This window comes from Agromyces sp. Marseille-P2726 (assembly GCF_902809835.1).
GTDB lineage: Bacteria > Actinomycetota > Actinomycetes > Actinomycetales > Microbacteriaceae > Agromyces.
Genome location: NZ_CADDWM010000011.1, coordinates 212162 through 225582, shown reverse-complemented (window position 1 = coordinate 225582; position 13421 = coordinate 212162). Strand labels below are relative to the sequence as shown.

At 69.5% G+C, this 13421-nt stretch carries 11 protein-coding genes; 10 read left to right on the top strand and 1 reads right to left on the bottom strand.

From position 1 onward, the window contains the following. The first annotated feature begins 7 nt into the window (after nucleotides 1-7). Genes HUS56_RS05440 through HUS56_RS05425 form a run of 4 tightly spaced genes read left to right on the top strand, consistent with a single transcriptional unit; the run spans nucleotide 8 to nucleotide 3942 of the window. Nucleotides 8-1156: an acyl-CoA dehydrogenase family protein gene (locus tag HUS56_RS05440; protein ID WP_173922365.1), complete on the top strand. Its 1149-nt coding sequence runs from the start codon at nucleotides 8-10 to the stop codon at nucleotides 1154-1156. Next, the gene (locus HUS56_RS05435) at nucleotides 1153-2232 is read left to right on the top strand and encodes an enoyl-CoA hydratase/isomerase family protein (protein WP_173922364.1); all 1080 of its coding nucleotides are present in this window, start codon (nucleotides 1153-1155) and stop codon (nucleotides 2230-2232) included. Before HUS56_RS05440 ends, HUS56_RS05435 begins: the two co-directional genes overlap by 4 nt. Further along, nucleotides 2229-3155, top strand: a complete 927-nt coding sequence (gene mmsB, locus HUS56_RS05430) for a 3-hydroxyisobutyrate dehydrogenase (protein WP_173922363.1) — start codon at nucleotides 2229-2231, stop codon at nucleotides 3153-3155. The genes HUS56_RS05435 and mmsB overlap by 4 nt, the downstream gene beginning before the upstream one ends. 10 nt (nucleotides 3156-3165) lie before the next feature. Beyond that, a complete protein-coding gene (locus HUS56_RS05425; protein ID WP_173922362.1) occupies nucleotides 3166-3942 on the top strand; it encodes an enoyl-CoA hydratase in 777 nt (258 codons plus the stop codon). 12 nt (nucleotides 3943-3954) lie between these two features. Here the strand turns inward: HUS56_RS05425 and HUS56_RS05420 are convergent, their stop codons facing one another. Then, a complete protein-coding gene (locus HUS56_RS05420) occupies nucleotides 3955-4488 on the bottom strand; it encodes a MarR family winged helix-turn-helix transcriptional regulator (RefSeq protein ID WP_173922361.1) in 534 nt (177 codons plus the stop codon). A gap of 123 nt (nucleotides 4489-4611) precedes the next feature. Here HUS56_RS05420 and HUS56_RS05415 point away from each other — a divergent pair, with 123 nt between their 5' ends. From HUS56_RS05415 to HUS56_RS05390, 6 genes are all read left to right on the top strand, one after another. Next, a complete protein-coding gene (locus tag HUS56_RS05415; RefSeq protein ID WP_173922360.1) occupies nucleotides 4612-5388 on the top strand; it encodes an electron transfer flavoprotein subunit beta/FixA family protein in 777 nt (258 codons plus the stop codon). Nucleotides 5389-5399: 11 nt separating this feature from the next. Continuing rightward, a complete protein-coding gene (locus tag HUS56_RS05410; protein ID WP_173922359.1) occupies nucleotides 5400-6374 on the top strand; it encodes an electron transfer flavoprotein subunit alpha/FixB family protein in 975 nt (324 codons plus the stop codon). 680 nt (nucleotides 6375-7054) lie between these two features. Then, nucleotides 7055-7555 carry an LLM class flavin-dependent oxidoreductase gene (locus HUS56_RS05405; protein WP_217423937.1) on the top strand — a complete coding sequence of 167 codons (501 nt, stop codon included), beginning with the start codon at nucleotides 7055-7057 and terminating at the stop codon, nucleotides 7553-7555. 255 nt (nucleotides 7556-7810) lie between these two features. After that, nucleotides 7811-8668 (top strand): pyruvate, water dikinase regulatory protein, encoded by an 858-nt coding sequence (locus HUS56_RS05400; protein ID WP_173922358.1) that lies wholly within the window; start codon nucleotides 7811-7813, stop codon nucleotides 8666-8668. An 82-nt stretch (nucleotides 8669-8750) separates the two neighbouring features. Further along, complete coding sequence (gene ppsA / locus HUS56_RS05395; protein WP_173922357.1) at nucleotides 8751-11135, top strand: phosphoenolpyruvate synthase; 2385 nt, start codon at nucleotides 8751-8753, stop codon at nucleotides 11133-11135. 312 nt (nucleotides 11136-11447) lie between these two features. Next, the gene (locus HUS56_RS05390; RefSeq protein WP_173922356.1) at nucleotides 11448-13358 is read left to right on the top strand and encodes an ATP-binding cassette domain-containing protein; all 1911 of its coding nucleotides are present in this window, start codon (nucleotides 11448-11450) and stop codon (nucleotides 13356-13358) included. The last annotated feature ends 63 nt before the right edge of the window (nucleotides 13359-13421 follow it).

Here is a 13421-nt window from a genome sequence, read left to right as displayed (position 1 = left end):
GAGACCCATGACCATCATCACCGAAGAACGCCTCGCGATCGTCGAGGCGGTCCGTGACTTCGCGTCGACGGTGCTGGCTCCGAACGCGGCCGAGTGGGACGCCTCGAAGCACTTCCCGGTCGACGCGCTCGCACAGGCCGGAGAGCTCGGGCTCGGCGGCGTCTACGTGCAGGAGGACGTGGGCGGCTCGGGCCTGTCACGCGCCGACGCCGTCGCGATCTTCGAGGAGCTCGCGAAGGGCGACACCACCATCGCCGCATACATCTCGATCCACAACATGGTGGCCTGGATGATCGACGCGTTCGGCAACGAGGTGCAGCGTCAGACCTGGGTCCCCGGCATGGTCGCGATGACCGATCTCGGCAGCTACTGCCTGACCGAACCGGGCGCGGGGTCGGATGCCGCGGCCATCACGACCTCGGCCCGACGCGAGGGCGACGACTACGTCATCAACGGGGTCAAGCAGTTCATCTCGGGCGCCGGTTCCTCAGCGGTGTATGTCGTCATGGCCCGCACCGGCGAACCCGGCTCAGGATCACGGGGCATCTCGGCGATCGTGGTGCCGGGTGGAACCCCCGGGCTCAGCTTCGGCCCGAACGAGCACAAGATGGGCTGGAACGCGCAACCCACACGTCAGGTGATCTTCGACGACGTGCGCGTGCCGGTTTCGAACCGCCTGGGTGCCGAGGGCGACGGCTTCGCGATCGCCATGAAGGGGCTCAACGGTGGCCGCGTCAACATGGGCGCCTGTTCGCTCGGCGGTGCCCAGTGGGCGCTCGAGCGCGCCCTCCAGTACGTGCAGGAGCGTGAGGCGTTCGGCAAGCCGCTCGCGGCGAACCAGTCGATCGTCTTCACCCTCGCCGACATGGAGACCGAGCTGCAGGCCGCCCGAGCGCTCCTGCAGCGTGCCGCCGACAAGATGGACGAGGACGCCCCCGACGTGGCCGCCGCCTGCGCGCTCGCCAAGCGGTATGCAACCGACGCCGCATTCAATGCCGCCAATGCCGCGTTGCAGCTGCACGGCGGGGACGGCTATCTGCACGAGTACGGCATCGAGCGCGTCGTCCGCGACCTCAGGGTCCACCAGATCCTCGAGGGGACCAACGAGATCATGAAGCTCATCGTCGGCCGCGACCTCTTGGCGAGGGCACGATGAGCGCGCACGGCGTCGGCGCCGAGGTCATCGTCGAGCAACGAGGCAAGCTCGGTCTGCTGACGCTGAATCGGCCCAAGGCGATGAATGCGCTGACGCACGAGATGGTCCGCCTCATCAGTGCCGCGCTCGACAGGTGGGCCGACGATGATTCCATTGCCACCGTCGCGGTGATCGGTTCCGGCGACCGCGGGCTCTGCGCGGGCGGCGACGTCGTCAGCCTGCATCGGGATGTCACCGGGTCCGACGGCATGGGGGCCGCAGCTTTCTGGCGCGACGAGTACGCGATGAACGCGCGAATCGCCACCTATCCCAAGCCGTTCGTGGCGATCCAGGACGGCATCGTGCTCGGTGGCGGCATCGGCGTCTCGGCGCACGGCTCGCATCGGGTGGTGACGGAGCGATCCATGCTCGGGTTCCCCGAGGTGACCATCGGATTCGTGCCCGACGTCGGCGCCACCTGGCTGCTGTCGCGTGCTCCCGGCGGACTGGGCACCCGCCTCGCGCTCGCGGCGGCCAGCATCGGCCCGGCTGACGCGATCCTCGTGGGCTTCGCCGACGTCTTCGTGCCCAGTGAACGCATTCCGGCGCTGCTGAGGGCGCTCGAATGGCAGGCGCCCACCACGGCCATCGCAATGCTCGCTGACGCGCCCCAGCCCGGTGTCCTCGCGGGCCAGCGCGAATGGACCGACGACGCCTTCGCGGGGGACTCGGTCACCGAGATCATCGACCGGCTGCGTGAGCAGGGCGACCCCGAGGCATCCGCCCTCGCCGACAGCATCGACCGGAAGTCGCCGCTCGCGCTGGCCGTCACGCTCGAGTCCCTGCGCCGTGCGCGGGAGCTTCCCGGGCTCGAGGCCGCTCTTGATCAGGAATATCGAGTCTCCCGCCACATGTCGGGCGTCCCCGACTTCGCCGAGGGTATCCGCGCTCAGCTCATCGACAAGGACCGCAACCCGCAATGGAGTCCGTCGAGTCATGGCGCGGTGACCCACGCGGACGTCGCCGCAGTCTTCGAGGAGCCGTCCGACGGGGACCTCGGTTTGTCAGCAGAACTCGCGTCGAAGGAGACAGCATGAGCACGATCGGATTCATCGGACTCGGCCACATGGGTGGTCCCATGGCCGCAAACCTCGTGAAGGCCGGCCACGACGTCGTCGGCTTCGACGTCGTGCCTACTGCCCTCGAGGCGGCGGCAGCGGCCGGCGTCACGGTGGCGGCGTCGGGAGCGGACGCCGCGGCATCCGCCGACATCGTCATCACGATGCTGCCCAGCGGCCGTCACGTGCACCAGGCTTACGACGGTCCGGACGAGAGCACAGGACTGCTCGCCGCGGCCCGACCCGGGACGCTGTTCATCGACTCGTCGACCATCGCCGTCGACGAGTCGCGCGCGGCGCATCGACTCGCGGAGGCTGCTGGGCATCGCAGCCTCGACGCACCCGTCTCGGGCGGCGTCGTCGGAGCGGAGAACGCGACCCTCGCGTTCATGGTCGGCGGCAGCGAAGCGGACTTCGCCGAGGCCCTCCCGATCCTCGAGGCCATGGGCCGTCGCATCGTCCACTGCGGTGGTGCCGGCCTCGGCCAGGCCGCGAAGATCTGCAACAACATGATCCTCGGCATCTCGCAGATCGCCGTCGCCGAGGCCTTCGTGCTCGGTGAGCGTCTCGGCCTCACGCATCAGGCGCTCTTCGACGTCGCATCGAACGCGTCGGGCCAGTGCTGGGCGCTCACGACGAACTGCCCGGTGCCCGGACCAGTGCCGACCAGCCCGGCGAACAACGACTACCAGCCCGGCTTCGCCGGCGCGCTGATGTCGAAGGACCTCGGGCTCGCCGAGCACGCGATCGCCCTCACCGGCGTCGACGCCAAGCTCGGGTTGCTCGCCCGCAGCATCTACGGCGAATTCGCCGCAGGTGAGGGGGCCGGCAGGGATTTCTCGGGCATCATCAACACGATTCGAGACCAATCGCTCGCGGACGTCGCGAGCGTCGAGGCATGAAGGAGCTCCAGTGACCGACTACGAGACCATCATCGTCGAGACGCGCGGACGCGTCGGATGGATCACCCTGAACCGGCCCGAGGCGCTCAACGCCCTCAATTCGACGCTCATCCGTGAGATCGTCACGGCCGGCAAGGAGTTCGATCACGACCCGGGAATCGGCGCGATCGTGCTCACCGGTTCCGAGAAGGCGTTCGCCGCCGGCGCCGACATCAAGGAGATGGCCGACAAGGGGTACGTCGACATGTACCTGCACGACCCGTTCAAGTCGTGGGGCGACTTCGGACGACTCCGCACGCCCGTCATCGCGGCAGTGTCGGGCTTCGCCCTCGGCGGAGGATGCGAGCTGGCGATGATGTGCGACATCATCCTCGCTGCCGACACGGCGAAGTTCGGCCAACCCGAGATCAATCTCGGTGTCATCCCGGGCATCGGCGGCACGCAGCGGTTGCCGCGCGCCGTCGGCAAGTACAAGGCCGCGGAACTCGTTCTGACAGGCCGGATGATGGGTGCCGAAGAGGCCGAGCGCGCGGGCCTCGTCTCGCGCATCGTGCCCGCCGCCGACCTGCTCGCCGAGGCCGAGAAGGTCGCCGAGATCATCGCATCGAAGTCGCTGCCCGTCGTCTATGCCGCCAAGGACGCCCTGCAGGCCGCCCAGGAGGCCGGGCTCTCGGAGGGGCTGCGCATCGAGAAGCAGGCGTTCGCCGCGACGTTCGCGCTCGACGACCAGCGTGAAGGGATGGGGGCGTTCCGTGAGAAGCGCACACCCGAATTCACTCACAGCTGAGCAGGCACGAACTCAGAGCGGGTCGGGCATGGGCTGCGGGTCGGCGAAGTCGCCGGCCTCCTTGCGGAATCTGGCGAGGATCCGCACCAGTTGCAGGGTGTCGTCTTCGGCCAGGCCCGGCTCGACGAAGACCTCGTTGAGGGCGAGCGTCGCCCGCTCGACCAGTTCCCGACCCTCGGGAGTGAGCACGACCAGGGCTGCCCGACCGTCTTCAGGATGCGGCTCCCGCCGCACGAGGCCATCTCGTGAGAGCCGGTCGACCGTGTTCGTGACGCTGGTCGGATGCACCTGCAGTCGCGCGATGGCGCTGGCCATGGGCATCCGCCCTTCACGCGTGAACGCGAGCAGTCGAAGCATCTCGAACCGGGCGAACGACAGACCGAACGGCTTCAGCGCGCGCTCGACGCGCCCGAGCATGATCTGCTGCGCGCGCATGATCGACGTGACCGCCGACATGCCGGTCGCGGCATCCGTCCATCCGTGCTCGGCCCACTGGCGTTTCGCTTCGGCGATCGGGTCCACGGGCAGCGGCCTCCGCTGTGCCATGCCGACCTCCTTCGCACGCGTTCGGGCATTCCTGTCCACGCTAGCCCTTCACGGGCCTCACGGGCTTCCGCAGCGCGGAATCCCCGACATTTCGATTCGACCCCCGGCAGAGGAGAGTAGCCGATGAAGATCGTCGTTCTGGTCAAGGAGGTTCCCGACACGTACGGGGACCGGAAGTTGGATCTCGAGACCGGCCTCGCGGATCGTGGTGCGAGCGAGCCGGTGCTCGATGAGATCGGCGAGCGTTCGCTCGAGGTCGCGCTCAGCTACGCCGACAAGCATGCTGATACCGAGGTCGTGGTGATGTCGATGGCGCCCGAGGGGTCGGCCTCGACGATCCGGAAGGGGCTCGCGATGGGTGCCGCGTCGGCGGTGCACGTAGCTGACGAGGGCCTGCTGGGCGCCGACCTCGGGCTCACGGCCGAGGTGCTGGCTGCGGCGGTGAAGCGCGCCGGGTTCGACCTGGTGGTCGCGGGCAACCTGTCGACGGATGGGTCGGGCGGGGTGCTGCCCGCGATGATCGCGGAGCTGCTCGATGTGCCGGCCGCCACGAACCTGAACTCGGTCGAGATCGGTGACGGCACCGTGTCGGGCGAGCGGGCGAGCGACGGGGCAACGATGCGGGTGACCGCGGAGTTGCCGGCCGTGATCTCGGTCACGGAGCGGTTGCCCGATGCCCGGTTCCCGAACTTCAAGGGCATCATGGCGGCGAAGAAGAAGCCGTTCGAGACGTTGAGCCTGGCCGATCTCGGTGTCGATCCCGAGGATCCGGAGGCGGCCCGGTCGATCATGATCGGGCTCGCCGAGAAGCCGCCGCGGGCGGCGGGCGTGAAGATCTCGGATGAGGGCGACGCGGGCGAGCAGCTCGCGGAGTTCCTGGTCCAGAACCGACTGGTGTGAAAGGCGCGACCATGGCTGTGTACGCAAACGATTCGATCCTGGTGCTGCTGGACGTGACCCCGTCGGGCCAGCTCGCGAAGAGCGCTCCTGGCCTGCTCGGTGCGGCGGCAGGGGTGGGCACACCGGTGGCGCTGCTGACCTCCGATGCCGCAGGGCTGGTGGATGCCGCAGCCGCCCTCGGTGCGGCAACCGTGCTGGTCGCGGCGCCCGGGTCCGGGCTGACGGTTCCGATCGTGGATGCGCTGGTCGCGGCATCCGACCTGGTGGGACCGGATGCGATCCTGGTGTCGAACTCGATCGAAGGACGGGAAGTCGCGGGCCGGTTCGCTGCGCGTACTCGCTCGGGCCTCGCGGTGGACGCGGTCGGGATCTCGCGCGACGACCAGGGTGTGGTCGCACATCACTCCGTCTACGGCGGCGCCTACAACGTGGACTCCGCGGTGACGTTCGGGGCGCCCGTGATCACGGTCCGGCAGGGCGCGATCGATGCCCGCGCCGAGGCGGTCGCGCCGCCGGTGGTGGAGCAGCTCGCGGTGGCGGCGTCGGGCCGCAAGGCGGGCACGGTCGTCTCGGTCGACGAGGCCGTGGTGACCTCGTCCCGGCCCGAGCTGCGCGGGGCGGCGAAGGTCGTGTCGGGCGGTCGCGGGCTGGGCTCGGAGGAGAAGTTCGCGCTCGTCGAGGAACTCGCGGATGCGCTCGGCGCTGCCGTGGGTGCGTCGCGTGCCGCGGTCGATGCGGGCTACATTCCGCAGAACCACCAGGTCGGTCAGACGGGCGTGTCGGTGTCGCCGCAGCTGTACGTTGCGCTCGGCATCTCGGGCGCCATCCAGCACCGCGCCGGCATGCAGACCGCGAAGACGATCGTCGCGATCAACAAGGACGCCGAGGCGCCGATCTTCGAGATCGCCGACTTCGGCGTGGTCGGCGATGTGTTCACCGTGGTGCCGCAGCTGATCTCGGCACTCGACGCGAAGAAGACGAAGTAGGCACCAATGGCAACGTACGCTCGGTTGGTTCGACGCGGTCTTCCGCGATGGCCCGGGGGCGAACCCTGGCCGCCCGGCGGGGAGGCCCCGGTAGCGGTACTCGATCGCGACCCTGTCGCGGTTGCACCCGAGCAGCCGATGAGAGCGGATGCCGCGGCCCCGTCGGTGATCTCCGGGACGCCGCCCGCACCCAGCGTGACGGAACCGGCCGCGGTGGAGCCCGTCGTGGCGGACCCCGGCGTGGCGGACCCTGTCGTGGCGGCTGCGGCGCCTGCCGCGCCGACGGGTGGCTCTCGGCCGATCCGTCGCGGGTTGCCGAGGGTCGCGGGCGGTGAGCCGTGGCCGTCCGCCGGCCGAGTGACGCTGCCCGCCGCGGCGTCGGTCACCGCCCCGGCACCGCAGCACGCGGCTCCGGCGGCGGAGGCGCCGAGCGTCACGGTCCAGTCTCCCGCGGCGGAGGGGGATGGCGTTGCCGCCGCCGTGCCGACCTCGCACACTGCTGGAGCGCCGGTCGTCGCGACGGCGGCGACCGCATCCGGTCGCGCGCTTCGTCGTGGTCTGCCGCGTGTCAAGGGCGGCGAGCCGTGGCCTGCGGCTGGGTTGGCACCGGCGACCGCGGCGCCCGAGCCGGTCACTCCGGCGGCGTCCGAGCCGGTCGCGCCGGGGGCTGTCGCTTATAGGTGTACATCGCGGCGGGCGGGCCGACGGTGGCGAAGTACGCGGGCCGGGCCGGGGACGGGTTCATCTGCACCTCGGGCAAGGGTGCCGAGCTGTATGTGGATCAGCTGATCCCGGCGGTGACGGAGGGGGCCGCGGCATCCGACCGTTCGTTCGATGACCTGGACCGGATGATCGAGATCAAGGTGTCGTACGAACAGACCGAGGATGCCGCGTTGGAGAACACCCGGTTCTGGTCGCCGTTGTCGTTGTCGAAGCAGCAGAAGCACGACATCACCGACCCGGTCGAGATGGAGCGGGTCGCGGACGCGTTACCGATCGAGCAGATCGCGAAGCGGTGGATCGTGGGCACCGACCCCGACCAGGTCGTCGCCGGAATCAAGCAATACGTGGACTGGGGGTTCAACCACCTCGTGTTCCACGCCCCCGGCCACGACCAGCGCCGGTTCCTGGAGCTGTTCGAACGCGACCTCGCCCCACGCCTGCGCGCACTGAGCAGCTGAGACGCGGAATCAGGAGGCCGACACCGCGAAACCAGGACCGGACCGCGCCGACTCGTCCTGATCCCACGCCGTCGGCCTGAAGCCGAGCCGACGGGCAGAGCGACGACCGGTCCGTTGAGCGCGTGATCATGATGACAGAGCAAGAAGTCCGGTTCTTTCTCGTCGGGAGCGGCGAAGGAAGAGCAGTCCTCGAGGTTAGGGTCAATTCATGAGGGGATCCTTCTGCCGTGGCGCCACGCGTGAGAGCGGCATCCCATGATCGACCGCAGCGTTCCGATCGCGACCGGGTCGATCCCGGTGCAGACGGCGAAGCGCCGGGCGTACTTCGTCTCCGACAGCACGGGCATCACCGCTGAAACCGTCGGGAACGCCCTCCTGGCCAACTTCCCGACGATCGGGTTCGCGCGCCACACGATTCCGTTCATCGACACGGTGGAAGGCGCGCGCAAAGTCGTTCACGACATCGATCAGGCGGCCGCGAACGGTGGCCTGCCGATCGTGTTCACCACGGTCAAGGCGGCCGACGTGCGCGCCGTGATCGCCGGCGCGAACGCGGTGATCATCGACCTGCTCGCCGGCCACCTGGTCGAGCTCGAGGAGGCGCTCGGCACGACCGCGTCGGCCCAGCTCGGGCAGTTCCACGGCGTCGGCGACGTCGAGAAGTACTTCGCGCGGATGCGCGCCGTCGAGTACGCCATCGAGCACGATGACGGCCAGAGTCGGCGGGCCCTCGACCAGGCCGACGTCGTGCTCATCGCCCCGAGCCGATGCGGCAAGACCCCGACCACCATGTACCTCGCGCTGCAGTACGGCCTCCTCGTCGCCAACTATCCGCTCACCGACGACGACTTCCCCACCGACGGTTTGCCGCGTTCCGTCGCGAAATACGCGAAACGCTGCTTCGGGCTGACCACGACGCCGTTGCGGCTCAGCCAGGTGCGGCACGAGCGTCGCCCGAACTCGCGGTACGCCAGCCTCGAGCAGTGCACGCTCGAGTTGCGACGCGCCGAAGACCTCTACCGCCGCAACCACATCCCATTCCTGAACTCCTCGACGAAGAGCGTCGAGGAGATGTCGGCCGTCATCATGCAGACCATGCACTTGCGGGCATGACCCGACACGGGCAGACACCGCGAACCATGGCCGGGGCAAGAACACGGCGACCACGACGCAACACCGAGCGAGGGACACAACGATGAGCAACATCCTCTGGTTCGACGAGATCGGCATGAACGACCTCCTCCAGGTCGGCGGCAAGAACGCCTCGCTCGGCGAGATGGTGTCGCACCTCTCCGACGCGGGTGTGCGGGTTCCGGGCGGGTTCGCGACCACCGCCGACGCCTTCCGATCCTTCCTGGCCCACGACGGCCTCGACGACCGCATTCGCGCGGCCGTCGAGCAGCTCGACACCGACGACGTGGCCGAGCTCGCCCGCGTCGGCTCGTCGATCAGGGAATGGATCGAGCAGCAGCCGTTCCCGAGCGACCTCGAGCGCGACATCCGCTCGGCCTATGCGAAGCTCCTCGAGAACGACTCCAATCCTGAAGACGTCACTTGGGCGGTGCGTTCGAGCGCGACCGCTGAAGACCTGCCCGAGGCGAGCTTCGCCGGGCAGCAGGAGACGTTCCTCAACATCGGCGGCATCGACAACATCCTGGCGGCGATCCGCAGCGTCTTCGCGTCGCTCTACAACGACCGCGCGATCGCCTACCGCGTGCACCACGGCTTCGACCACCACGACGTCGCCCTGTCCGCCGGCGTGCAGCGGATGGTGCGGTCGGATGTCGGCGCCTCCGGCGTGCTGTTCACCGTCGACACCGAGTCGGGGTTCGATCGCGCCGTGTTCATCACGAGCTCGTACGGACTCGGCGAGGCCGTCGTGCAGGGTGCCGTGAACCCCGACGAGTTCTACGTGTACAAGCCGGCCCTCCGTGAAGGGCGGCCGGCGATCCTCAAGCGCTCGATCGGCGAGAAGGCGATCGCGATGCGCTACACCGACAGCACGAGCGTCGGCGGCAGCACGGTGTTCCGCGACGTCCCGGTCGAAGATCGCGCGCGCTTCAGCATCACCGACGACGAGGTCGAGGAGCTCGGCCGGCACGCCCTCACGATCGAGGAGCACTACGGCCGCCCGATGGACATCGAGTGGGGCAAGGACGGCGTCGACGGCGAGCTCTACATCCTGCAGGCGCGCCCCGAGACCGTGGTCTCGCGAGCCGATGGCAATGTCATGCGGCGCTTCGTGCTCGAGCAGCGCGGCGAGGTGGTCAGTGCGGGCCGGGCGATCGGCCAGAAGATCGGCGCCGGGCCGGTGCGCGTGCTCACCGACCTCGTCGACATGGACCAGTTCCAGGCCGGCGATGTGCTCGTGGCCGACATGACCGACCCCGACTGGGAGCCGATCATGAAGCGGGCCTCGGCGATCATCACGAATCGCGGCGGGCGCACATGCCACGCGGCGATCATCGCCCGCGAGCTCGGCATCCCCGCCGTCGTCGGCACGGGCGACGCGACCCGCGTGCTCACCGACGGCACCGAGGTCACGGTCTCCTGCGCCGAGGGCGATGAGGGGTTCGTGTACGCCGGCCGACTCGCCTTCGAAGAGCAGGAGACACAGCTCGATCGGATGCCGCAGGCCCCCGTCAAGATCATGATGAACGTCGGCACGCCCGATCAGGCCTTCGCCTTCGCGAAGCTGCCGAACAAGGGCGTGGGCCTGGCGCGTCTCGAGTTCGTGATCAATCGGCAGATCGGGATCCATCCGCGTGCCCTGCTCGAGTTCGATACGCTCCCGGGCGACCTGAAAGACGCGGTGGCGAAGAAGATCGCCGCCTATCCGTCGCCGCGCGACTACTTCGTGCAGCGCGTCGCGGAGGGCGTCTCGATGCTCGCCGCGGCGTTCGCACCCGAACCCGTGATCGTGCGGCTCAGCGACTTCAAGTCGAACGAGTACGCCAACCTCATGGGCGGGGAGCGCTATGAACCGCACGAGGAGAACCCGATGATCGGCTACCGCGGCGCGTCGCGGTACATCTCCGACGACTTCCGCGACTGCTTCGACATGGAGTGCGAGGCGCTGCGGTTCGTGCGCGACGAGATGGGGCTCACGAACGTGCAGATCATGGTGCCGTTCGTGCGCACGGTCGGCGAGGCGAGCGCCGTCGTCGACCTGCTCGCTGAGAACGGGCTGCGGCGGGGCGAGAACGACCTCAAGGTCATCATGATGTGCGAGGTGCCGTCGAACGCGCTGCTCGCCGACGAGTTCCTCGAGCACTTCGACGGGTTTTCGATCGGGTCGAACGACATGACGCAGCTCACCCTGGGCCTCGACCGCGACTCGTCGCTCGTCGCCGACACGTTCGACGAGCGCGACCCCGCCGTGCTCAAGATGCTCGCCATGGCGATCGAGGCGTGCCGGCGCCACGGCAAGTACATCGGCATCTGCGGGCAGGGCCCGAGCGATCATCCTGATCTGGCCGAGTGGCTGGTGGGCCAGGGCATCGAGTCGGTCTCCCTCAATCCCGACACGGTCGTCGAGACGTGGTTGCGCCTGGCGAAGCTCTCGCCCGTGCCGGCCTGAGTGCTCTCCCCCGACGGTGGCGAACGTGCGCACGACCTGCTATCGTCGACCCCGCTATGAAGTGAGCACATCCCATCGTCCCGCGCCTGAGGCGCCGTTGACGTCGGGTGTGCTCCTCGCACTGATCGCGACAGTGTTCGCGTGCGCTCCCTTCGTGACGGTAGATGCCCGGCGGGATCTTCCACTCCGCTCCCGGGTCGTCGTCCGCCTCGCACCGCAGGCGGGTGCGCCCGCTCGGTGCATCGTTCGGTGCCGCCCGCCCGACGTGGCGAGGGTCGGCGACCCGGGAGCCTTCGCGAACGGACGTTCCGCATGGCTGTACGACTCTCACACTCCCTCCACATCCACGCCGACGGCCTGTCGGCCTCGTATCCCGATCGACGCGTCTTCACCGATCTCGGCTTCGCCGTGTCGCCCGGCGAGCGGCTCGGCCTCATCGGAGAGAACGGCGCCGGAAAGTCCACGCTGCTGCGACTCATCGCGACGAGCGCTGGGCGAGCGGATGCCGCATCCGACCCCGCACTCGAACGCGCCACGGTCTCGGGGCGCCTCTCGCGGCCGCTCCGCACCGGCTTCCTCGAGCAGGAGCTGCCGTTCCGGCCCCACGACCGGATCGGCGAGGTGCTCGAGGACGCACTTGCCGAGGTCCGCGCGATCGAGCGCGAGCTCGACGAGGCGGCCGCCGCGCTCGCGGACGCGGCAGCTGAGGGTCGAGGAGCGCCGCGAAGCGACGCGTCTCGAGACCCGGCTGCCGCGGGAGTGGCCTCGAGACGCGCCGCCTTCGGCGGCGCTCCTCGACCCGCAGACCCCGCCGACCGCTACGCCGATGCCCTCGAGGCGGCAGAGCGCGTCGACGTCTGGACCGCCGAGGCACGTCGCGACGAGCTGATCGACGGACTCGGGCTCGCGGGGATCGGCCTCGACCGCCGCCTCGACGAGGTCTCGGGCGGCCAGCGCAGCCGTTTCGCGCTCGCGGCGCTGCTGCTCCGCGCGCCCGACGCCCTGCTGCTCGACGAACCCACGAATCACCTCGACGATGCCGCGGCGGAGTTCCTCGAGACACGACTTCGCGCCTGGCGTGGGCCCGTGATGTTCGCGAGCCACGACCGCGAGTTCCTCGACCGCGTGGCAACCGGCCTGCTCGACCTCGATCCGGCGCGCGCGGGAGCCCTCGCGCTCGCCGGCGACGGCACCCGCAACGCCACCGCGGACCCGGCGATCACGAGACGCGACCGGCTCGCGGCATCCGGCGGCACCGTCTTCGGCGGGGGGTTCAGCGAGTTCCTCCACGTGAAGGCCGCCGAGCGCGAGCGCTGGCGCCGCCAGTACGAGGCCGAGCAGGACGAGTTGCAGCGCCTGCGCACCGGGGTGGCTGAGACCGCGCGTCACGTCTCGCATCACGCCCCGATGGCCGATCGCAACAAGATGGCCTACGGTCGCCAGGGCGATCGCGTCGACGGGCAGATCAGTCGGCGAGTGCGCAATGCCGCCCAACGTCTCGCAGTCCTCGAGCGCGAGCAGGTCCCGAAGCCCCCGGCGCCGCTCGAGTTCGCCGGCATCCCGTCGGGGTCGCACGCGCTCGACGAGGCATCCGGCCTGCTGCTGAAGCTGTCGGATGTCGCGGTCGCCGGCCGACTCGACATCGAGGCGTTGTGGGTGGCTCCGCTCACGCGGTTGCTCGTGACGGGCGCGAACGGAGCGGGCAAGTCGACGCTCCTCGGGGTCATGGCGCGCACGACCGCCGTGGACCGCGGCGCCGTGCACCGGCGCAAGGGCCTGCGAGTGCAGTTGCTCGAGCAGGATGTGCGGTTCGGCGACGCGGATGTCTCGCCGCGACGGCTGTACGAGCGCGTTCTCGGTGAGCGGCGGGCGGGGCAGGGGCCGCTGTCGAGCCTCGGGCTCGTCTCCCGGCGCGATGAGTCGCGGCCGGTCGGCGCCCTCTCGGTCGGCCAGCAGCGTCGGCTGGCGCTCGCGCTCGTCATCGCGCGGCCGCCGCACGTGTTCCTGCTCGACGAACCGACCAACCACCTGTCGCTCGACCTGGCGACCGATCTCGAAGACGCACTCGGCACGTATCCGGGTGCCGTCGTGATCGCCAGCCACGACCGGTGGCTGCGGCGTCGGTGGGCGGGGGAGACCCTCGAACTCACGGCCGGTCGCAGGGTCGGCATGCCGGAGCCGCCGCCCATGCCGGAGGAAGCATATGCGCCCGAGGCGGTGTGAGCGGGCGGGAATCTCCATCCGCCGCCGGCTCGGGTAAACTGGCAGTTTACGTTTCATCGGCGG